At 70.9% G+C, this 20,103-nt stretch carries 19 protein-coding genes and 4 pseudogenes; 13 read left to right on the top strand and 10 right to left on the bottom strand.

Annotated elements, in window-relative coordinates; genetic code table 11:
• Window positions 1-7 precede the first annotated feature (7 nt).
• Together ABZS71_RS29770 and ABZS71_RS29765 are read left to right on the top strand one after the other, a co-directional pair.
• On the top strand, window positions 8-334 hold the full coding sequence (locus ABZS71_RS29770) for a plasmid stabilization protein (RefSeq protein ID WP_356215031.1): 327 nt from the start codon (window positions 8-10) through the stop codon (window positions 332-334).
• 223 nt (window positions 335-557) lie between these two features.
• Window positions 558-887, top strand: a pseudogene (locus ABZS71_RS29765) (thiopeptide-type bacteriocin biosynthesis protein); the annotation flags it as partial.
• 234 nt (window positions 888-1,121) lie between these two features.
• Here ABZS71_RS29765 and ABZS71_RS29760 read toward each other — a convergent pair.
• Window positions 1,122-1,457 (bottom strand): annotated as a pseudogene (locus ABZS71_RS29760) (DUF317 domain-containing protein); the annotation flags it as partial.
• Between the two features lie 35 nt (window positions 1,458-1,492).
• Between ABZS71_RS29760 and ABZS71_RS29755 the strand changes: the two are divergent.
• The 6 genes from ABZS71_RS29755 to ABZS71_RS29730 all read left to right on the top strand — a co-directional run bounded on the left by ABZS71_RS29755 (window position 1,493) and on the right by ABZS71_RS29730 (window position 7,671).
• Window positions 1,493-1,855 carry a DUF6233 domain-containing protein gene (locus tag ABZS71_RS29755; protein ID WP_356215029.1) on the top strand — a complete coding sequence of 121 codons (363 nt, stop codon included), beginning with the start codon at window positions 1,493-1,495 and terminating at the stop codon, window positions 1,853-1,855.
• Between the two features lie 727 nt (window positions 1,856-2,582).
• A complete protein-coding gene (locus tag ABZS71_RS29750) occupies window positions 2,583-3,089 on the top strand; it encodes an ANTAR domain-containing protein (protein ID WP_356215027.1) in 507 nt (168 codons plus the stop codon).
• Between the two features lie 28 nt (window positions 3,090-3,117).
• Window positions 3,118-4,464 (top strand): four-carbon acid sugar kinase family protein, encoded by a 1,347-nt coding sequence (locus ABZS71_RS29745; protein ID WP_356215025.1) that lies wholly within the window; start codon window positions 3,118-3,120, stop codon window positions 4,462-4,464.
• 14 nt (window positions 4,465-4,478) lie between these two features.
• Window positions 4,479-5,516, top strand: coding sequence for a 4-hydroxythreonine-4-phosphate dehydrogenase PdxA (gene pdxA, locus ABZS71_RS29740; RefSeq protein ID WP_356215023.1), 1,038 nt, complete (start codon window positions 4,479-4,481; stop codon window positions 5,514-5,516).
• A gap of 53 nt (window positions 5,517-5,569) precedes the next feature.
• A complete protein-coding gene (locus tag ABZS71_RS29735) occupies window positions 5,570-6,886 on the top strand; it encodes an MFS transporter (RefSeq protein ID WP_356215021.1) in 1,317 nt (438 codons plus the stop codon).
• Window positions 6,883-7,671: a DeoR/GlpR family DNA-binding transcription regulator gene (locus ABZS71_RS29730; RefSeq protein ID WP_356215019.1), complete on the top strand. Its 789-nt coding sequence runs from the start codon at window positions 6,883-6,885 to the stop codon at window positions 7,669-7,671. The genes ABZS71_RS29735 and ABZS71_RS29730 overlap by 4 nt, the downstream gene beginning before the upstream one ends.
• A gap of 144 nt (window positions 7,672-7,815) precedes the next feature.
• Here the strand turns inward: ABZS71_RS29730 and ABZS71_RS29725 are convergent, their stop codons facing one another.
• The 6 genes from ABZS71_RS29725 to ABZS71_RS29700 form a co-directional block, all read right to left on the bottom strand.
• A complete protein-coding gene (locus ABZS71_RS29725; RefSeq protein WP_356215017.1) occupies window positions 7,816-8,178 on the bottom strand; it encodes a hypothetical protein in 363 nt (120 codons plus the stop codon).
• 64 nt (window positions 8,179-8,242) lie between these two features.
• Window positions 8,243-8,818 carry a thioredoxin domain-containing protein gene (locus tag ABZS71_RS29720; RefSeq protein WP_356215015.1) on the bottom strand — a complete coding sequence of 192 codons (576 nt, stop codon included), beginning with the start codon at window positions 8,816-8,818 and terminating at the stop codon, window positions 8,243-8,245.
• 310 nt (window positions 8,819-9,128) lie between these two features.
• On the bottom strand, window positions 9,129-9,710 hold the full coding sequence (locus tag ABZS71_RS29715) for a hemerythrin domain-containing protein (RefSeq protein WP_356215013.1): 582 nt from the start codon (window positions 9,708-9,710) through the stop codon (window positions 9,129-9,131).
• Window positions 9,711-9,967: 257 nt separating this feature from the next.
• Entirely contained in the window at window positions 9,968-10,711 is a 744-nt protein-coding gene (locus ABZS71_RS29710) for a TIGR03943 family protein (RefSeq protein WP_356215011.1), read from the bottom strand.
• Window positions 10,708-11,718, bottom strand: a complete 1,011-nt coding sequence (locus ABZS71_RS29705; protein WP_356215009.1) for a permease — start codon at window positions 11,716-11,718, stop codon at window positions 10,708-10,710. The genes ABZS71_RS29710 and ABZS71_RS29705 overlap by 4 nt, the downstream gene beginning before the upstream one ends.
• A gap of 177 nt (window positions 11,719-11,895) precedes the next feature.
• On the bottom strand, window positions 11,896-12,102 hold the full coding sequence (locus ABZS71_RS29700; protein WP_356215007.1) for a hypothetical protein: 207 nt from the start codon (window positions 12,100-12,102) through the stop codon (window positions 11,896-11,898).
• A gap of 302 nt (window positions 12,103-12,404) precedes the next feature.
• Between ABZS71_RS29700 and ABZS71_RS29695 the strand changes: the two genes are divergently transcribed.
• Window positions 12,405-13,292 carry an SDR family oxidoreductase gene (locus ABZS71_RS29695; RefSeq protein WP_356215005.1) on the top strand — a complete coding sequence of 296 codons (888 nt, stop codon included), beginning with the start codon at window positions 12,405-12,407 and terminating at the stop codon, window positions 13,290-13,292.
• 233 nt (window positions 13,293-13,525) lie between these two features.
• Here the strand turns inward: ABZS71_RS29695 and ABZS71_RS29690 are convergent, their stop codons facing one another.
• Entirely contained in the window at window positions 13,526-13,783 is a 258-nt protein-coding gene (locus tag ABZS71_RS29690) for a DUF6328 family protein (RefSeq protein ID WP_356215043.1), read from the bottom strand.
• Window positions 13,784-14,149, bottom strand: a pseudogene (locus ABZS71_RS29685) (CocE/NonD family hydrolase); the annotation flags it as partial.
• A 1-nt stretch (window position 14,150) separates the two neighbouring features.
• Between ABZS71_RS29685 and ABZS71_RS29680 the strand changes: the two are divergent.
• Window positions 14,151-15,078, top strand: a pseudogene (locus ABZS71_RS29680) (CocE/NonD family hydrolase C-terminal non-catalytic domain-containing protein); the annotation flags it as partial.
• A 281-nt stretch (window positions 15,079-15,359) separates the two neighbouring features.
• On the top strand, window positions 15,360-15,923 hold the full coding sequence (locus tag ABZS71_RS29675) for a type 1 glutamine amidotransferase domain-containing protein (protein ID WP_356215003.1): 564 nt from the start codon (window positions 15,360-15,362) through the stop codon (window positions 15,921-15,923).
• A 145-nt stretch (window positions 15,924-16,068) separates the two neighbouring features.
• On the opposite strand, the gene ABZS71_RS29670 is transcribed toward ABZS71_RS29675, so the two are convergent.
• On the bottom strand, window positions 16,069-16,917 hold the full coding sequence (locus ABZS71_RS29670) for an MFS transporter (RefSeq protein ID WP_356215001.1): 849 nt from the start codon (window positions 16,915-16,917) through the stop codon (window positions 16,069-16,071).
• A 711-nt stretch (window positions 16,918-17,628) separates the two neighbouring features.
• Here ABZS71_RS29670 and ABZS71_RS29665 point away from each other — a divergent pair.
• Both ABZS71_RS29665 and ABZS71_RS29660 read left to right on the top strand, forming a co-directional pair.
• Window positions 17,629-19,008, top strand: a complete 1,380-nt coding sequence (locus ABZS71_RS29665; RefSeq protein ID WP_356214999.1) for an MFS transporter — start codon at window positions 17,629-17,631, stop codon at window positions 19,006-19,008.
• Window positions 19,009-19,104: 96 nt separating this feature from the next.
• The gene (locus ABZS71_RS29660; RefSeq protein ID WP_355853334.1) at window positions 19,105-20,079 is read left to right on the top strand and encodes an NAD-dependent epimerase/dehydratase family protein; all 975 of its coding nucleotides are present in this window, start codon (window positions 19,105-19,107) and stop codon (window positions 20,077-20,079) included.
• Window positions 20,080-20,103 lie beyond the last annotated feature (24 nt).

The following is a 20,103-nucleotide window of genomic DNA, read 5'->3' as shown; positions in this document are numbered from 1 at the left end:
CAGTGACATGCCTGCTGGTTCCAGTTCCAAGCGTGAACGACAGTACGAGCACATCAAGGAAGGCGCGGAGAAGCGCGGCACGTCCACACGCCGTGCCAAGGAAATCGCCTCCCGTACCGTGAACAAGGAGCGCGCCCGCTCGGGTGAGGCCGAGTCGGCCAGCAAGACGTCCACCCGGGACCCGAAGTCCGCACCTCAGCGCGGTGGCGAACGCTCACACACTGGCCCCAAGGGCCCTACCCGTGACCAGCTGTACAACGAGGCGAAACAGCGCGGCATCGAGGGCCGCTCGCACATGACCAAGAAGCAGCTGGCCAAGGCCCTCGGCCGCTGACCGCCGGCCAAGCATCGAGCCGTACGCCGGGGCGCTGCCGATCTGCGGGACGGACAACCGGCTCAAGGGCATGTGATCGCTCCCCACATCGTGGGGCAGGTCCTCGGCGCGGGCAAGGACCCCGAGCGGCACGGTCGCGGTTCCACGCCAACCCCCACACCCTCGCCACCCGCGTCCAGCCACAACTAGCCCGCCTCGCCGACCGGCTGCACCACCGCGCGGCCTGCTCGGCCCCGGCGCTCTGCGCCTGGAACCGTACGAGCAGGAAATCGAGCGCTACGGCGGGCCGCAGGCCACCACCGCCGTCGAAGACCTCTTCTGCTCCGACAGTCGTCTCGCCCTGGCCGCCCTCCCCCACCCCGAGGACGAGCCCCTCCTCGCCGCCGCCAGCGCGAATACCTGCCACTGGGCCGCGAGGGCGGCCGTGCGCTTGCGGCGTGAACCGACCTTCAGCGCGACCGTCACGGCGACCACGAGAGCGACGGCAACAAGGACGCCGGGGGCGCATTGCCGCATCCTGCATCGTGCCATCACAGGGTGGCAAGCCCCAGGGACATCGAAGACCGGCCGACCGGCGACAGCGCCTCCCCCGAGCCAATATCCATCCCGACTGCCGGGGTGCAGCTCTGCTGACCTTTTCCGGCATGCTGCTCCCCACCGTCCGACCGCAGTGGCAGGGAGCCGCAGCCTGTTGTGCACACCGACCGTTCCGGCCAGGGAAGCAAGAAGCCCGGCCCTCCAATTGGGAGGGGCCGGGCTGCGTGCGTCGGGAGGTGAGCGGGGGACGTTAGATGGCTGGCGCGCGCAGGAGGCGCTCCTGGGTGGCCTCGGGCAGCACCCGGCGCAGGACCGGTGCGGTCGAGCTGAGGGATGCGGCGAAGGAGGCCACGAGGTCGTGCGCGACGCTGGCCCCGAAGGAGGCCGCCCACAGGCAGGGTGCGCCGAGCGAAGGCTCGGCCCACGCCTGCCACCCGGCCGGTCCCGCCTCATCGGCCTCGGCGGTCAGGGCGCGCGGGTCGGCGTCCTGGATGAGGGGCGGAACCTCCCCGAGACTGATGTGCGAGGTGAACGTCGGGTCCGTGGCTGCCGCGTGGGGCTGGTCGATGTCGCGGAGCCAGCCGTGTGGAGGTCGCCGGTCCCCATCCGTGGCGTTACCTCGTGGGCGTCCCCTCCTGGGTCGCGCGCCCGGACGGTGTCGAGGCGGCCGAGTACACCGTCTGGGTGACGGATCGGCAGCTGACGCCCATCGAAGGAGTGGATCTTTCCGGCGTGCCGACCCGGCGTCTGCCCGGCCCTCCACCACAGACGGCCCCCGGCTGGGTGGTCCGCCCCGCGCCCCGGCGCCGGGGCCGGACGGTCGTGCACGAGGCCACGTGCCGCCACGCCGCGGGCGGCGGAACGGAGCTGGGCACGCAGGAAGCCGTGGACGCCCTGATGCGAGAGGGCGCTCGTGCCTGCACCGACTGTGACGCGGCCGCTGTACTGGTCCCGGTGCTCGAACTCGGCCAAGGGCACGGATAGCAGAGCGATTACCGCTACCCTCTGCCTGCTATTGAGATCCCGGAGCCCACCGGCCCGCCATACCTCGATCCCGACCGAGGGGATCCGGAGCGGCCGGTCTGCGGAATCTGCCCGGCCACCCGGTACCCACGAGAGCAGTTCGTCGTCTACAGCAGGCCCTCCTGGGGATGTCCCTTCAACTCGGTGAACGGGCATCGCTACACCCACGACGAGGGAGTTCCGGCCTGCGTGCACCCGGACAAGGTCGGCCTGGATCCCGACAGGATCGCCCCGCCTCCGACGGCATCGCCGGCCAAGGAAGGGCACCGCCCCGCCTCCAGGGTTCGTGGACTTCCTGGAGTACTCACCTCACGCGCTGGCGAGGCCGGTCATGAAGCGCCGGTCCGCCAGGACGCACCGGGTTCGGCAGGATGCCTGCGAAGTGCGCCGCGCTGCTTCAAGGTCCTCCGAGGCGGGAGATAGACGTTGTCTCGGTAGGGACGAAAGCCCAGGCGCTCCCACCCTTGGGTCGCCTTGGCGGTCACGCGGTCCCACTCGGACCTGTCCATCAGACGTCGGCTGCTGAGGTCGGTGACGCCTGGCGAGCAGGCGATGGCCCGGCAGCCGGGCGGATGGCGGCGCTCTTGGTGAGGAGGCGCACGCCGCGGCAGGCGTGTGCTGGGGAGCGCGTGGGGCAGGTGCCTTTATGCGACCTCGCCAGCGCAGAGTTTCCCGACGTGCCCGAAGTGTGCCGACCGGTTGGTCCGCATGCGATGACACCTCTGAGCGGACAGAGCTGCTGGAGCAGGAAAACGCGCAGCTCAGGTATGCGATCAAGAGCCGCCCGGTGATCGATTTGGCCCGGGGGGCGCTGATGGCCAGCTTCGGCTGCACTGCCAGCGACGCGTGGGAGATTCTGGTGGAGGTGTCCCAGAACAGCAACATCAAGCTGCGGGCGGTGGCCGAGCAGGTGACGGCGGCAGTGAGCGGACAGGAATCGCTGCCCCCCGCCCTGCAGAGCCATCTGCAGACAGCCTTGGAGAGACGGCGGCCGGGCTGGTCGAGCCCTCCTGCGCAACGCCGCCCCAGCGCGCCGCCGGCAGACCGAGCATCAACTGTCGCGCGTTCCCAGGTGAACGATCCGCGCAGAATCGCGATGCCTGCACGTCTCTTGACAGGTCCATCAGGCAGCCATCACGGTTTGATGACTGGTTCACGCAGGGAAACTTGCGCGAACCAGTCAGTCAAGCGATGACGCCGACGGCAGCCGAGAGGGGAAACCCGTGGCACAGGTGCTCGTGGTCGCCGATGACCTCACCGGCTCCAACGCCACCGGCGCGCTCTTCGCCCGCCTCGGACTGAGGGCGGTCACGGTCAGCGACCTCGCGCACGTGCCGCGCTATGCCGACCGCGTCGACGTCCTGGTCGTCAACACCGGCTCCCGGCACTTTCCCCAGGCGGACGGCTATGCCGCCGTCCGCGCCGTCGCCGAGGCCGCCGGCGACGTCTCCCTCGTCGTCAAACGCGTCGACACCACCCTCCGCGGGAACCCCGGCCGTGAACTCGACGCGGTCGTCGAGGCACTGACCTCCCGGCACCCAGGGGCCCGGGTCCGGGTCCTCGCGGTTCCCGCGTTCCCGGACGCCGGCCGTACCACCGTCGGTGGCATGCACCTGGTGGACGGGGTGCCGCTGACCCGCACGGCGGTCGCCCGCGACCCCTTCGACCCCGTACGCCACTCTCGCGTGGCCGCCGTCCTCGGTGATCAGAGTGCGCTGACCGTCACCGAAATCCCTCTCGACATCGTCGAGTACGGCCCCGAGGCCGTCGCGGCGGCGCTGCGCACGTCCGCCGACGTCGTGGTGTGCGACGCCACCGAGAACGAGCATCTGCGCACCGTCGCCGTCGCGGCCGCCCGGGTGGCGGCCGAGGACACCGTGCGCTGGGTCTCGCTGGATTCCGGCCCGTTCGGCGCGGCTTTCGCGACGGAACTCGGCATCCGGCAGGCCGGCGCCGGCCCCGCGCGCATCCTGGCCGTCGTCGGCAGCGCCACCGACCGCACCCGAGAGCAGCTCGCCAGGACCGAGACCTCTCTCGGCGCGCACTACGCCCTGCTGGACCCGGCCGACCCGGCCCCCGACGCCGACCGGATCGTCCGTGACCTGCGGATGGCGGCCGAGGCCGGGGCGTCTGTGCTCGGGGTACGGGTCGCTCCCGGCGCCGTCCACGACCCGGCCGCCGCCACCCGCATCCTGCGCTGCCTGTCGGAGGTGGCCGCCCTGGCGGTGCCACGGCTGCGCCCCGGCGGGCTGTACGTCTCGGGTGGCGATGTCGCCGCCGCCGTCACCACCGCCCTGGGTGCTGACGGCTTCGCCGTCGAGTCCGAGGTGATGCCGCTCGCGGTGGCCGGTCATCTGGTGGGCGGCCCGCACGACGGGCTGCTCTTCGCCACCAAGGGCGGCCTGATCGGCGGGCCGGACGCCACCGCGACCTGTCTGGAGCATCTGCGGGCCATGTGTACGCGTCGTGCCACCGCCTGGGCGCCGGAGGGGAAGCGAAGAACCGGCCCCGCCGCCACCGACGCCCGGCATCCCGGCAACTCCCGGCTCCCGCACCCTCCGAACCAGTGAAAAGAGGCATCACCATGACCAGCCGTCGGCTCCCTGTCCTCGCCGTCACCCTCGGCGACCCCGCGGGCATCGGCCCGGAGATCACCGCCCGGACCCTGGCCGACCCGGACACCGGCGCCCTCGCTCACGCCATCGCGGTCGGGGACGCCGCCGTGCTGCGGCGTGCCGTCGCGGTGTGCGGCCTGGACGTCTCCGTGAACGCCGTCGGCTCGGTCGGCGAGGCCCGCTTCGAGCCGGGCACCATCGATGTGCTCGACCTCGGCATCGCCGGAGACGACCTGGAGTGGGGCACGGTCAGCACCGTCGCCGGACGCTCCGCCGTGGCCGCCATCGAGGCCGCCACCCGAGCCGCCCTGGCCGGCGAGGTCGACGGCATCGTCACCGCACCCATCAACAAGGAGGCGATCTGGGCCGCCGGTTCACGGCACCTCGGCCACACCGAGATGCTGGGCGAGCTCACCGGCGCCGAGCACTTCGACACCATGTTCGTGGTCCGGGGGCTGAAGATCTTCTTCACCACGCGACACGTGTCCCTGCGCACGGCGCTGGACCAGATCACCGAGGAGCGGGTGGCGGGCAGCATCCGTCAGGCCCTCACCGCGCTGCGCGTCTTCGGTCACCAGGAGCCGCGGCTCGCCGTCGCCGCGATCAATCCGCACGGTGGCGAGGGCGGCCACTTCGGGGACGAGGAGATCACCGCGCTGCGCCCCGCCGTGGAGAAGGCCGCGGCCGAGGGCCTTGGCGTCGTCGGCCCCATCCCGGCCGACTCGGTGTTCCACCAGGGGCTGCAGGGCCGCTTCGACGGTGTCCTCTCCCACTTCCACGACCAGGGCCATATCCCCGCCAAGACCGTTGACTTCGAGGGCACGGTCTCGGTGACCGTAGGACTGCCGATCCTGCGCACCTCGGTGGACCACGGCACGGCCTTCGACATCGCCGGCACCGGGCAGGCGTCACCCGCGACCATGGCTGCCGCGTTCCGCGCCGCCGCCGAGTTCAGCGGTTCCAGGGACCGCATCCGGGCCGCCTACGGCACCGGGTCCCGCGGCTGAGCAGACCGGCCCACCGGCACCGCCCCCTCTCAATCCCACCCGCAGGAGCCGCCATGTCCCCGAACCCGGCAGCGCCGCCGGCCACCGGCGCGATACCCGCCCAGCGATGGACCTACGTCATCCCCGTCGCCGCCGCCATGTACATGCTGGCGTATCTGGACCGCAACAACATCTCCGTGGTGCTGCCGTATCTGGACGGCGATCTCGAGCTCTCCGGCGCCGACCAAGGGCTGGTCAGCGGGATCTTCTTCATCGGGTACGTCTTTCTGCAGATACCCGCGGCGATCCTGGCCCAGCGCTGGAGCGCCCGTAAGACCGTGCTGATCCTGATGGTCGCGTGGGGTCTGGCCGCGATGGTCTGCGGACTCGTGCAGACCAAGGGGCAGTTCTATGCGGCGCGCCTCCTCCTCGGCTTCTTCGAGGGCGGTGTGTGGCCGGCCGTGCTCATCCTGCTCGCATCGTGGTTCCCGCTGCGCGAGCGCGCCCGCGCCAACGCCCTGTGGATGGCCTGCCTGCCGGTCTCCTCCATCCTCATGGCGCCGCTGTCCGGGGCGATGCTGGACCATATGAGCTGGCGCTGGGTGCTTGTCGCCCAGGGTGTTCCGCCGCTGGTGTGGGGGCTGGTGTGGTGGTTCGCCGTCGCCGACCGCCCGGACCAGGCACGCTGGATCACCCCCGCCGAAGCCGACCATCTGCGGCGCGAGCTGGCCGCCGACGAGGCCGCCAAGCCGGCCGCGGGCAGCGGCTCGTACCTCGCCGCGATCCGGCAGAAGTCCGTACTGGTGCTCATCGCCGTCTACTTCTTCTGGATCACGGGCTTCTACGGCTTCAGCCTCTGGCTGCCGTCCGCCATCAAAACCCTCTCCCACGACGGCTCCTCGACGGAAGTCGGCCTGCTCACCGCCATCCCGTTCACCGCGGCGCTGGTGGCGATGGTGGCGTGCGCCGCCTGGTCCGATCGCACCGGCAAGCGGCGGCAGGCCGTGGCGGTGCCCCTCGTCGTCGGGGTCGTGGCACTGCTGCTCGGCCGGACCGTGCACGGGGCGTTCCTCCAGATGGTGCTGCTGTGCGTGGTCGCCGCGGCGGTGTACGCGCCCTACGGTCCGTTCTGGGCGATACCGGGAGAGCTGCTGCGCATCGAGGTGGTGGCGGTCGCGATGGGGCTGATCAACGCGCTCGGGAACCTCGGCGGCTTCGTCGGCCCGTATCTCGTCGGCTGGCTCACCGACATCACGGGGACGAGCCTGACCGGGTTCGCGGTGCTCGCCGGCTTCCTCGCCGTGGCCGTGGCCCTGGTGACGCTGGGGCTGCCGCCACACGCCCCCGGCCCGGCCGCCACCCCCGCCCGGGCCGTCGAGGGGGCACGATGACCGGCACCCGCCCGCGTGCCCCCCACCGTGGCACCGCACAGCGCCGTGGCGACATGCTGCGGGAGGTGCTTGCCGGCAACGGTGACATCGCCGAGCTCGCCGCCCGCTTCCAGGTGTCGGTGTCCACCGTCCGGCGCGACCTGCAGCACCTGGCCGGAGAGGGGCACGTTCACCGTACGTACGGGGGTGCGGTCGCCGGGGAGCACACCGTCGAGCGCACGCTGGACGAGAAAGAGTCCGGCAACCGCGCGCAGAAGGAGGCCATCGCCCAGGTCGCGGCCGAGTGGGTCGCGGACGGCGATGTGGTGCTGATCGACGCGGGCACCACCACGGGGCGGCTCGCCCGGCACCTGCGCTCGCGCGACGGACTGACGGTGATCACCAACTCCACCACCGCGCTGCGCCACCTCGCGGACGCACCGGGCGTCGAGCTGATCGTGCTCGGCGGCCGGGTACGCCGGCCGAACGGCGCGATCCTGGGTCCGGCGGGGGAGGAGATGCTGCGGCTGATGACTCCCGACCGCGTCTTCCTCGGCGCCGACGGCGTCCACGCGCGTGACGGCCTCTCCTGCCCGTCCCTCGAACAGGCGCACGTCAAGCAGGTGATGGCGCGGCGCGGGCGAGAGGTGTGCGTACTCGCCGACGCCACCAAGCTGGGCAGCAGTCCGTTCCCCTACCACGCGCTGCCGGAACGGGCCTGGACGCTGCTCACCGACGGCGGGGCCGAACCGGAGGCGGTACGGGGACTCGCCGCCACCGAGCTGTGCACGGTGATCACCGCGTAAGACGGCATCGCGGTGCCCCTCACCCCCGAACCGCCCGCGGAGCGGGCCGACGATATCCGACACGCCGCAGCGGTCTGCCCGGCACTGGCCATGGCACCGCCGAGCACTCGGCTGCGGAGGAGTCGGTGGGCGCCCAGGCCCGCCTCATGACTCCTCGGACCGCATGCTGTCCAGCAGGCCGTGCAGGTGAGCGGCCGCCAGCTCGATGTCCGTGTATTTCTGCTGTCCGGCGCGTACTTCCGCGGAGAGCACGCCGCAGCGGTGCACCTTCTCGAAATCCCCGTACGGGAATTTGTACCGCCCCTTGGTCTCTTCGCCATGCTCGTCATCGACGCCCAGATACCAGCGGCCGTATGCCTCGAATCCATGCTTTTCGAGGTATGCGTTCTCGTCCGCGGTCGAGGGCTGGTGCTCGCTCCAGGCGTCCCGGTCGTCCAGGACCACCTGCCCCTTCTCGATCAGCCTCTTCGCGTGGTCGTACGCCTTGTCGTTCAGCTTCACCGTCATACGGAACCACCTTTCACGCGCTGCCCGCCGGCCTGCCGGCCCTGGCGCCGGCGCCGGTCGCCGGTCACACCCCGGAGTGGAGGGCGGCCGACACCGCGGTCCGGATCAGGCCCGGGTGGGGCCGCACGACGACGCCCTCGACGAGGACGGTCGGCGTGGTGCTGACCCCGCGTTCGGCCGCCCGCGCGGTGACGTACGGGGGCCAGTCCAGATGGACGCCACCGCGCACGCACCCGGCGAAGGCGTCGGTCAGCCCGATCTGCAGGCCGAGCGCGATCAGTTCCTCGTCGCTGAGTCCGGGCCCGCCCTCCGACGGCTGGTTGGCGAAGAGTGTGTAGAGGTACTCCGAGAACTTCCCGCCGTCGGAGGCGCAGCCCGAGGCGGCCGAGGCGCGGGTGGAGTACCGGTTGGTCGACATGGCGTCGAGAAAGGCCATCGGGTGGTAGATCAACGTGATCCGGCCGTCGGCGACCATGCCGTCGAGCATCGGCCCCGATGCCTCCTCGAACATCCGGCAGAAAGGACACTGGAAGTCGATATACGAGTCGGTGGTCACCGGCCCGTCGCCGATGACGATGCCATCGCCTTCCTCGTTGGCGTCAGCCGGCACCTGAGCCGGGAGCGGCATCTGCGGGTACATGCGGGTTCTCCTCGAGACAGGAAACGGTGGTGGGGGCACCGGCTGGATGTCCCGCTGCTCTGCGTCGTGCGAGTACCCACATTTCCGTACATCATCGGCATCGTGTCGCCCTGCCCGGGGCGGCTTCGTCCCGTGCGGTCGGCGGGGACTGAGGGCGCGGGCCCTCGCGGGTGCGCCGCGTGCCGCGGATGAGCCCCGTCAGGGGCGTGAACCGCACGTCCGGACATCGGAGGAGCCGAGAGCCGCCGAGGGGCGGGTCGCTGTCGCGATCCGCCCCTCGGCATCGCTCTCCTGCTCTCGCCGCACGCGGTCAACTGGCGGCGCTCTTCAGAAGGTCCTTTGTCCGGTCGACGAGTGATGCGAACGGACCCACCACCCACTGAGCCGCGGGGGACCCGGCCACGCCCGGATGCGGGTGGGTCGGGGCGATCTTCTCCGTCATCTGCAGCTTCGTTCCCATGCTCCGGCGCTTGTCCTCGGGACACTCCCGCAGCACAGCGGGAAACTCTTCCCGCTCCTCACGCTCCGCGTGGTCGATGACGGACCTTTCGAATTCGGCAAGCTTCTTGTCGAATTCGGCAGTCGAGACGTCCATCTTCTCGAGTTCGGCGAGAACCTTGTTCGCCTCCTTCTCTTCCTTGTTGCGGGCGTTGGCCTCCTGCTCGCCGGCCGTTTCCTTCGCGACCGGGCGCAGGATCATCTCCTCGGCGGTCTCATGCACCGCCAGAAGGGCCCGCAGCTCATCGAAAGCCTGCTGTTTGTGCTCGCCCTCGGCGCTCTTCACATCCGAGAACAGGTCGCGGACGCGGGCGTGCTGCTCGAGCAGAATGGCCACCACATCACCGTTCGGCAGCTTCGCCGCCTCCGCGCGTTCGGTCTGTGCACTGCTCATGACGTTGCCCTCCGTTTTCGCTGGGCGTCGGGCCGGGCCCCAACGTCGAACATCCGGCTGGAGCCCGTTCACGACCATCGGGTGACCAGGATCGGGCGGCGGAAACCGGTGCGCCATTCTGATTGGTTCCTCCGGATACGGGCACCTCACGGCGAGGCACGATGCGTGACGATCGTCACTCTACGTGTTCAGATGGGGTCGCTCACACGCTGAGGCCCCTGGGCCGGACGGGCGGGCGGCGGGTTCCGGTGACGCGCTCAACTACTGAAGTCTTCGTACGGGTCATGCGGGACCGGGACCGGACTGGCCCGGCTGATGTTGATGAACGGGATGGCGCCGTCGTTGACGGGGTCTTTGGTCCGTTTGCTGGTGTAGGTGCCGGTGACTTCGACCCAGGTGTCGGGTTGCAGGACGGGAGGGATCCGCCCGGACAGGCCGATCTTGACCGGTTGGGCGTCGGCAGCGCAGCAGCTGAGGACCATGCGGACGAGATAGGGGTTGCCGCTGCGGTCGAGGGCGATGAAACCGGTGATTTTGATCCGCCGGTTGCCGAGGGAGCGTCCGTGGTCGTAGGCCGCGCGGCCGGCGTAATCGACCACGCTGAGCCGGAGAGGGTCGCCGGCGGGGAGGGTGGGGAAGCCCCAGGGTGGCTGCAGGGCCGTACCGGTGCGCATGGCGCTGTAGGAGCCCAGTGCGGGAGGGGCGACCAGGATGAGAGCGAGCAGAGGAAGGACGAGGAGCCAGGAGATACGTGGTTCGCGGTGGGCGTGGCCGTGCCCGTCGTGGTACTCACGCTCGGGTTGGTCCTCCGGGGTCGCGGGCGGCCGTCGCAGTTCGTACCGGACGGTGGCGATGGCGGCGACGATCAGGACGATGCCGGCCACGATCAGCAAGGGGCGCAACCCCGCCTTGACGTAGCGCAGGTAGAGGTCGGTGAAGCCGGCGTGCAGCACCGCCACGCCGACGAGGAACAACACGGCTGCTTGCGCTTGACGGTTCACAGCAGGACCGCCCCGACCAGGGCCGACACGAGGATGGCCAGGGTGAAGGTGACGGGGGCGAACCGCAGCGCGAACCCGCGGCCGAACGCGGCGGCCTGCATGGCGAACAGTTTCAGGTCGATCATCGGTCCGACGACGAGGAATGCCAGCCGGGCGGTGAGCGAGAACTGGGACAGGGACGTGGCCACGAACGCGTCGGCCTCGGAGCAGATCGACAACACCACCGCGAGGATCGCCAGGGTGAGGACCGACACCACAGGGTTATGGGCCGCGGTGTGCAGCCAGCTCGCCGGTACCACGGCTTTGAGAGTGGCCGCGGCCATCGCGCCGACGACGAGGAAGCCGCCGGCGTGCATCACATCGTGCCGTACGGACCCCCAGAACGCCGCCCCCTTGCTGAGGCCGTCGAACGACGGGTGGGCCGGTGGGCGCAGCCAGTCGGTGCGGCCCAGCCGCTGCCACAACCAGCCCATCGTGCACGCCACGAGCAGACTCGCCGCGAATCGGGCCAGGACCATGTGCGGGTGGTGGGGAAACGCGACGGCGGTGGCGGTCAGCACGATCGGGTTGATCGCCGGGGCGGACAGCAGGAACGCGAACGCCGCGGCGGGCGTGACCCCCCGGCGCACAAGCGCCCCGGCCACCGGCACGGAGGCGCACTCACAGCCGGGCAGGATCGCCCCGGCCACCCCGGCGACCGGCACCGCCAGGGCGGGCTGTCTCGGCAGCGCGCGGGCGAAGAACGATGGTGGGACGAACACCGCGATGATCGCCGACAGCAGCACACCGAGGACGAGGAAGGGCAGGGCCTGGACGACCACCGCGACGAACACGGTCATCCAACTCTCCATCACCGGTGCGGACAACGCCCGGCGGATCGGCCCCTGCAGCGCGACCACCAGGAGCAGCAGCAGGGTCAGGACGAGGGGCGAGTTGAACTGCCAACCCCGGGGATCGTCCGCGTCGCGGTGGTCAGCCCGGGTCGGGGCTGCCTTGGTGGTGGCCACGGGTGAGGTACCTCCGTAGGGATGGGCTTCCGGCTTCGTGGGGTGGTTTCCCTTCACCTTCAGTACGCCCGTTCAGGCCCGGCTTCTCAGCTTGATCTGTAACCTCCGTGTGCCGGCTTCAGGGGGCAGCCCGTATCGCCCACCGCAAGCGCAAGGGTGACAGCGGCGGTCGGACGTTCAGTCCCACCTCGCGTAGGTCATGACCGTGACACCGCTCTCGAACACCGTGCCCGAGACGACGGTGTAACGCTGGGGCGCGTAGGGGGAATCGAAGATCGGGATGCCGGAGCCGATGACGACCGGGTTGATCTTGACGGTCAGCTCATCGATCTCGTCGCGGAGTGAGCGGCCAGCTTGCCGCCTCCGATGCGCGCATGGGCGCACGGGGGCCGGTGGATCGGCTGCGGTACCGCCCGTTTCGACTCTGCATCCCTTCTCGACGGCCCGCTACTTCGACACCCACTGGTTCCAGAGTTATGAGAGCGAGGGCTGGCCAGGCGCTGCGCGCGAGGCCGTCGACGTCGAGTAGCGCCATAGACGACCCAGCCAGGGACCGCCGTCCGAGGGAACGTCTGCGGCACTGCGTGCGAGTTACGGCCGCACATGGTGTCGATCCAGCATTGTGCGTGCAGAGGGGCCCGACCACCCCTTCGGCCTCGGAGTACTACGTGGGAAACACCAGCCCTTTGACCGGACGTCTCGCCGTCGTGACCGGTGCCGCCCGCGGCCTGGGCGCGGGCATGGCCCGGGAACTCGCACGGCACGGTGCGCGAGTGATTCTCCTTGGCCGGGAGGAGGAATCCCTCAGGAGGGTGGCGGACTCGCTCCCCGGCGAAGCGCACTGCTTCGAGGCCGACGTCACGGATGACGACGCGATGGCACGCGTGGCCGCGCGGATCCAGGACCGTATCGGCCGGCCGTCCGTGGTCGTCGCCAACGCGGGCGTGGCCGAGGGAGGCCCCTTCGGCGAGTCGGACCCGGCCACCTGGCGGCGGGTCATCGAGGTGAACCTCATCGGCAGCGCCATCACCGCGCGGGCCTTTCTGCCCAGCCTGCTGGCGACACGCGGGTACTTCCTGCAGATCGCCTCGACGGCTGCCTTCGGTTCAGCGCCCATGATGAGCGCGTACTGCGCCTCAAAAGCCGGCGCAGAGGCCTTCGCCCAGTCCCTGCGTGCCGAACTCGCCCACCAAGGGGTCGGTGTCGGGATCGCCTACCTGAGCTGGACCGGCACCGACATGATCCGTGACGCGGACCAGCACGGGGTGCTGAGGGAACTGCGCTCCCACATGCCGCCACCGGCCAGACGCATCTACCCGGTCGAAACGGTCGCCGCACGCATGGTGGCAGCCATCGAACGCCGCGCCCCCACCGTCTACGCACCGCCATGGCTACGCCTGACACAGCTGGTCCGCCCCGTGCTGCCGCCGCTGGTCACCTGGCTCTCCAAGCGCGAGGTGCCCCGGCTGGCCGGCCAGACCCGCTTTGAAGCAACAGGGCTCCTCGGCGCCGGCGGCCGCGCGGACCAGACGGCCACCACGCGGAGCCCACGCCGGGGCCCGCAGCGCGATTGAGCGCCAAGGGGCGCAACGGGGATCACCGGGATGCCGGCCCGGATCGAGGGCACCGCCGCTGGCGAACCGTTCACCGCGCGCCTGCGCTGCACCCGCACGTGGGTCCATGCCGAGGGCGTCTGGCGCGTCCTCGCCGCCCACGCCGGCCAGGGCTGACCGGGCCGCGTCCGCCCTGCCGGCAGCCCGGGCGACGAACGGGAAGGCGAGGGTACGCGGCGGAGCCGCACGGGTCGTCAGCCCTCCTCGCGCGAACGGCGTCGCAGCCAGCCCGCCGGCGCGAACCAGCAGGTGGCGAACCACATCAGGGCCGCGGCCGTCAGCCACAAGGCGGTCCCGTCGGACACGACCACGCGCAGGATCAGCAGGAGCGCCGAGGCCACCGTGCACAGGAGCAGTACGAGCCCGGCCTTGGCGAAACGCGATGCCCAGTCCACCCTTTCGGGCTTCAGACGGTGCCCGGTGACGATCCGGTGCAGCGAGACCGGGGCGATCGGGCCGGGCTCGCCCAGGTGCGGGAACTTGTGCGACCACGGTCCGATCAGTCCCTTGCGGGGTACGTCCGGGTGGCCCAGCAGCCGGGTGACGGCGTTGGAGTAGCCGTCCGCCCAGCCGCCGGACGCCAGGACCGGGCACCGTACGGCCTGGTAGTCCTCGCACACCGAGGCGTGGCGCCAGTAGTCGTCGCGGCGCTGGTGGCGCAGCCACTCCAGCACCCAGGGGCGGGTGTGCTCCAGTCGTTCGTGCCACGTCTCGCGCCACCGCTCGCCGACCACGGCCGGGTGGGGCGGGCAGGTGGCGTAGGCGAACATGGTGCCCGCCTCGGCCAGGTTGTCCGACAGCAGGGCGCCACCCATGTGGCTGACCGTGCAATCGCCGCTGTCCGTCGCCCAGTTCGCCGGCAAGTGGGCCTCCTGCAACGCACCGCCGGACCTGCCGTACGACCAGCGCGAGGAGGACGGTGGGTCGCTGGTGTTCGACACCGACATACTCACCGAGCGGGTGGAGATTCTCGGCTCCCCCTCCGTCGAGCTGGAGCTGTCGGTCAGCGAACCGGTCGCCATGGTCGCCGCCCGGCTGTCCGATGTGGCCCCCGACGGGCGCGCCACCCGCGTCACGTACGGCCTGCTGAACCTTACCCACCGCGATGGCGTCGGCGCCCCCCGAACCGCTGGAACCCGGTCGGCGCTACCGAGCCACCGTGCAGCTCAACGGCGTGGCCCAGGCGTTCCCGCCCGGCCACCGCATCCGGCTGTCGCTGTCCACGTCGTACTGGCCCCCCCGGCCTGGCTCCCGCCGGGGCCGGTCCTGCTGACCGTGTACGAGGGCTCCAGCGCCCTCACTCTTCCCCTGCGCGGAAACCAGGAGCCCGACGAGGCCCCACAGCGCCCCTTCGGCGAACCCGAGGGCACACCACCCGTCGCCACCACACAACTGACGCCCCCCGAACAGCGCTGGGACGTCAAGCGCGATCTGGTGGGCTACCACTCCGAGCGAGATCGTCAAAGACGGTGGGACGGTGCGCTATGAGGACATCGGTCTCGACGTCGGCCGCCGCGCCTACGAGCGCTACGGCGCCGTCGGCGACGACTTCACCTCGGTCAGCGGCGAGTCGACCTGGACCATGCGCTTCCGGCGCGACGCCTGGGGCGTACGGGTGGTGACGCACACGGTGCTGCGGTCCAGCGAAACGAGGTTCTTCGTCGATGCCACGCTGGACGGCTACCAGAACGAGCGGCGGGTGTTCTCACGCAGTTGGAACGAGACGCTGCCCCGCGACTCCCTGTAAGCAAGGCCGAAGGGACCCGCCGTGGCGAACGCCAACTCTCGGTGATCGGGCCTGTGGCTGCCTGCAGTTGACATGCCTGAGGAGAGTGGGAGGGTGGAAAAAGAGGAGCGATGGTGCGGCAGCTGGAGCCGTCACCGAAGCCCGGGGCGTGTGTGTGGCGCGGCGTCGCCTCGCCGCCTGAAGGGGGAAAGCCTTCGCGCGCCACTTCCGTCCCGCATCGTGCGGAACAGGTGCCTGAGCCGTTGCACACAGGTGTGCGATGCAGAAAGGCAGAGAAAATCATGAGAGACGAACTTCGCGACCGGAAGGTCGCGATCCTGGCGGTCGACGGGGTGGAGCGGGTGGAGCTCGAGCAGCCCCGCGGCGCCCTCTACGGCGCCGGAGCCAAGAGCGACGTCATCTCCATCCACCCCGGTGAGATCCAGGCCCGGCAGTTCGACCTCAACCCCGCCGGGACCTTCCCCGTCGACCGGCTCGTGGCCGACGCCTCCGTGGACGACTACGACGCTCTGCTTCTGCCGGGTGGCACGATGAACCCGGACCAACTGCGCATGAACAAAGACGCGGTCGGTTTCGTGAAGGCCTTCGTGGCGAGCGGTAAGCCGATTGGCGTGATCTGCCACGGCCCCTGGACCCTTGTGGAAGCCGACGCCGTCCGTGGCCGCCGTCTCACCTCCTGGCCGAGTGTGCGCACCGACTTGCGCAATGCCGGAGCCGAGGTCGTCGACGAGGAAGTGGTGATCGACGGCCAGTTCACCTCCAGCCGTTCGCCCGCGGACCTGCCGGCTTTCTGCGCGGCCATCCTCGACCAGTTCGCCGAGGCCCCCCACAAGGTGGCCGGGTAGCCACCGCTCGGGCCGCAGGGTCAGCGGTTGAGACACCGCACCTCCTTCGGAGCAGAGGCATCCCGCTGTCCGCAGCGTACCGCGCGGGCAGCGGGATGCCCTCTGCTCACTGACGCACTCACCGACGACCAGCGCGAGTGGTACATCATCGGCGGCGGCGGGAACGGTTACGCGGCAGCGCCGCTGCCGTCTTCGACCCACGGGCCACGCCGCACTCACTGGCGTCCTTCCCGCAACGCATCCGTCGGCGGCTTGGCAGGAGTGTGAAGCCCGCGTAGAGGGCGAAGCCGAGCAGGAACGACGCGAGGCTCGCGCCGATGGTGCCGCGGTGGGTCAGCATCGAGATGTCGACCAGCGGGTTGGGGGAGCGGCGCTCGATCACGATCCAGACGACGAGCAGTATCACCGCGGTGATCAGCAGGCTGATGACCGGAGCCGACGTCCAGCCCCAGCTCCTGCCCTGACTGACCGCCAGCAGCAGGCAGACCAGCGCCGCCGGGAAGACGATGGCACCAGGGATGTCCGGCTGCCCGCCCGAGGGGGGCGTCACATCGCGCACGGCGATGGCGCTGGGCACGGTCGCGGCGGCGGACAGACCGGCGATGAGCCAGAACACGATGCGGTATCCGCTGGTGTACTGGGCGACGAGACCGCTGATGATCATGCCGAGGCCGAGGCCGACGCCGATGCCCATCGTGGCACTCAGGATGCCGATGCCGGTGGCCATCTTCTCGCGTGGGAGCAGGTCGCGTACGGCGCCGATGGACAGGGGGACGGTCGCCGCGGAGATGCCCTGCAGCACCCGGGCGATCATGAGGGTGGTGAGGGAGGTGGACAGCGCGCCGAGCACCGAGCCGGCTACGAGCAGCACGAGCGTCGTCAGCAGCATCCGCCGCCGGCCGTACATGTCGCCGAGCCTGCCGAACAGCGGTGTGGCGACGGCGCCGCACAGTCGCCGAGCCTGCTGAACAGCGGTGTGGCGACGGCGCCGCACAGCAGGCTGACCGTAAGGGCCCAGCTGACCGCCGAGACGGACGCGTGCAGCGACTGCTCCAGGCGGGGGAGCAGCGGAATCACCGCGCTCTGCTGGATGGACTCTGTGGAGGCCGCGATGGACAGCGCGAGAACGACGAGGCCCTGGCGCCGGGGAGGGTCTGGCTTTCCTGGAGCAGGCCGAGGCCGGCGAGCGGCCCGCGGGAGATGAGGGCGCGGACGACGGCGGTCGCTCCGGCCGGCGGGAATCCGGATCCGGTGGCCGTCGCGGGCCGGGAAGCCAGGGCCGGGAAGGCGGAGTCCGCAGGGCGGAGCGTACCGATCCCCGCTGACCGCGCCCTCCCGGCGTGCACAACGACATGCGGAGCCCGCCGAAAGGCGGGCTCCGCATCGATGCGGCCGCCCCCCCGCGAGATCGTCCTGGCCCCCCACCTGGTCCCGCGCGCCACCATCAGCGCATCCGCTTGACCACGCTGAGCTCATGGGGATCCGAGCGGGCTCTCACTCATGTCTGTGCGTGGCCATCGCGTACTGCTCGCTGTGAGCAAAGCCACTGGTGGTTGTGGCCTACTTACTCGGAGCGATCTGTGACCATGGCACTTTGCTGGGCCGTAGCGATGTCGCCGGCTGTCAGCGGGGCCCGTGGACGGGCTCTTTTTCTGCCCTCTACCTGTTTTCCGCCCTGTACATGGATTGCCGGCGTGGCCTTGCGATGACTTCTTCTCTCCTGTCCTCGATACCCACGCCCCGCTCGCCCGAGCGGGGCGAGCGTTCTCCCTGGCGCTGCCTTCGCCACCGCGGCATGCGGTGGTGGTCGGCGGCGAACATGGTGTCCAACACCGGTACGTGGATGCAGCTGACCGTGCAGAACCTGCTGGTGCTGCACATCACGGGCTCCGCCGCCGCCACCGGGCTGTCACTGTCGGTGCAGGCCGCTCCCGGGCTGCTCCTCGGCCTTGTCGGGGGAGCCGCGGTGGACGCCTGGCCACGCAAGGTCACCGCGGCCGTCAGTCAGGCGGTGCTGGGTGTGATCGCGTTCACCACGGCCGCCCTGGTGGCGTTCGACCTGCTCAATATGGTCTCGCTCATGGCGCTCGCCGCGGTGACCGGCCTGGTCGCCACCGTGGACGGGCCGGCCTGCGCCTTGCTCGGCAATGATCTGGTGCCCGCCAAGGACGTGCCGTCGGCGATCGCCCTGGGCTCCGTCGTGCACAGCGCCGGACGGCTCCTCGGCGTGGCACTCGCCGGCGTCGCGGTGGCGACGCTCGGCACGGCGTCCGCCTATGCGGCCAATGGGCTGTCGTTTCTCTTCGTGGCCGCGGTCATCCCCTTCCTCAAGCCCGTCGCGGACAGCGTCCTGAGCCGGTCGGGCGCGGCGCCCCGCGCGCCCGACCGGGACGCGCCCGGCCGGCAGGGGCGGCGGCCCGGTATGGGCGCCCGGGAGGGAATGGCCTTCTTCCTGAGCAGGCCGCGCCTCGTCGCCCTCACGGTGATCACCGCGGTGAGCGCCGTCTTCGGGCGGAATTACGGGCTGACCCTGGCAGTGCTCGTCACCGGCCCGCTGGCCGGGGGCTCCGAGGACTTCGGGACCGTCGCCACCGTGCTGGCCGTGGGTGGCATCGCCGGCGCCGTACTCGCGGGGCGCATGCAGCGGCCCTCCGTGCGGTGGGTCGGCGCGCTCGCCGCCACCGGGGCGCTGCTCCAGGTCGCGGCGGGGCTCTCGCCCGGTCTGATCGCGCTGCTCGTGCTGGTGGCCCCCATGGCCATCGTCGAGGCGGTCTCCGACACGGCCGGGACGACGGTCCTCCAGACCGATCCGCCGCCCGGTATGCGCGGCCGCGTCCTCGGCGTCTGGCGGACCGCGGAGACGGGCTGGGGGCTGGCGGGGCCGCCCCTGCTGGGGCTGCTCATGCAGTGGGCGGGGCCGCGCGGCGCCCTGGTCGCCGGTGGGCTGATCATCGCCGCGGTGATCGGCGCGGGAGCGCTGCTCCACGGCCGCCGCGCCGCGTCCCGTTCGATACCGGCGGAGCCGGCCGCGGCGAGCCTCCCCGCTCAGCGGGTGCCCGTGGAGGAGCTGTCCGCCACCGCCTGACCCGATAAGGGGCGGTAAGGGGTGTGGTGTCCTGATTGTTCCCTGAGCTCGCGGGTAACCGGGGAGGGCCCCATCGCGCGAAGGGAAGGAACAGCCATGGTGCAATCCGACTCCAACGTCCCCGCCCACTCCTGGTCACACGCCGTGGTCACCGGCGGAGCCGGCTTCGTCGGCTCGCACCTGTGCACGGCCCTGCTCGATCAGGGCGCCGCCGTGACGTGTGTGGACGACTTCTGCACCGGCATGCCCGAGAACGTCGCCCACCTCGCGGCCCGGCCCGGCTTCAGCCTGCTGCGCGCCGATGTCACCGAGCCGTTCGACGTGGCGCGCCGGGCCGATCTCGTCCTGCACTTCGCGTCCCCGGCCTCGCCCGCCGACTATCTGCGGCTGCCGCTGCACACCCTGGAGACGGGCAGCCTCGGCACCCGCAACGCTCTGGCCCTGGCCCGCCGCCACCGGGCCCGCTTTATTCTGGCCTCCACCTCGGAGGCGTACGGCGACCCGCAGCAGCACCCGCAGAGCGAGCGGTACTGGGGCAATGTCAATCCGGTGGGCCCGCGCAGCGTCTACGACGAGGCCAAGCGCTTCGGCGAGGCCCTGGCCACCGCGGAGGCCGGGGTGAACGGCACGGACACCGGCATCGTGCGGCTGTTCAACACCTACGGCCCGCGGATGCGCGGCCATGACGGCCGGGCCGTGCCCACCTTCATCCGGCAGGCGCTGGCCGGGGAACCGCTCACGGTCACGGGCGACGGCACGCAGACGCGGTCGCTCGCCTTCATCGAGGACACCGTGCGCGGGATCCTCGCCATGGCGGCCTCCGAGCTGCTCGGACCGGTCAACATCGGCAACGCGGCCGAGATCACCGTGCTGGATCTCGCCCACAAGATCATCAACTTGGCCGGGTCGCGCTCCATCGTGGACTTCGTCGAACGGCCCACCGACGATCCGGCCGTCCGCTGCCCGGACATCACGCTGGCGCGCGGCAAGCTCCAGTGGGAGCCGGTCGTCCCCGCCGACGAGGGGCTGGCCCGCACCATCGACTGGTACCGCGAGCAGGCCGCCGCCTGATTCACTGCCCGCTTCCGCCGCGGC

Source organism: Streptomyces sp. NPDC005393 (assembly GCF_040606675.1).
Classification (GTDB): Bacteria; Actinomycetota; Actinomycetes; order Streptomycetales; family Streptomycetaceae; genus Streptomyces.
This window is presented reverse-complemented; position numbering and strand designations above follow the sequence as displayed.

What these genes read in the sequence shown, in the direction of transcription:
- ABZS71_RS29725 (WP_356215017.1), bottom strand. Translation starts at nt 8,178, where the DNA reads ATGACGGTGAAGCTGAACGACAAGGCGTACGACCACGCGAAGAGGCTG.
- ABZS71_RS29730 (WP_356215019.1), top strand. Translation starts at nt 6,883, where the DNA reads ATGACCGGCACCCGCCCGCGTGCCCCCCACCGTGGCACCGCACAGCGC.
- ABZS71_RS29735 (WP_356215021.1), top strand. Translation starts at nt 5,570, where the DNA reads ATGTCCCCGAACCCGGCAGCGCCGCCGGCCACCGGCGCGATACCCGCC.
- ABZS71_RS29720 (WP_356215015.1), bottom strand. Translation starts at nt 8,818, where the DNA reads ATGTACCCGCAGATGCCGCTCCCGGCTCAGGTGCCGGCTGACGCCAAC.
- ABZS71_RS29715 (WP_356215013.1), bottom strand. Translation starts at nt 9,710, where the DNA reads ATGAGCAGTGCACAGACCGAACGCGCGGAGGCGGCGAAGCTGCCGAAC.
- ABZS71_RS29665 (WP_356214999.1), top strand. Translation starts at nt 17,629, where the DNA reads ATGACTTCTTCTCTCCTGTCCTCGATACCCACGCCCCGCTCGCCCGAG.
- ABZS71_RS29675 (WP_356215003.1), top strand. Translation starts at nt 15,360, where the DNA reads ATGAGAGACGAACTTCGCGACCGGAAGGTCGCGATCCTGGCGGTCGAC.
- pdxA (WP_356215023.1), top strand. Translation starts at nt 4,479, where the DNA reads ATGACCAGCCGTCGGCTCCCTGTCCTCGCCGTCACCCTCGGCGACCCC.
- ABZS71_RS29770 (WP_356215031.1), top strand. Translation starts at nt 8, where the DNA reads ATGCCTGCTGGTTCCAGTTCCAAGCGTGAACGACAGTACGAGCACATC.
- ABZS71_RS29660 (WP_355853334.1), top strand. Translation starts at nt 19,105, where the DNA reads ATGGTGCAATCCGACTCCAACGTCCCCGCCCACTCCTGGTCACACGCC.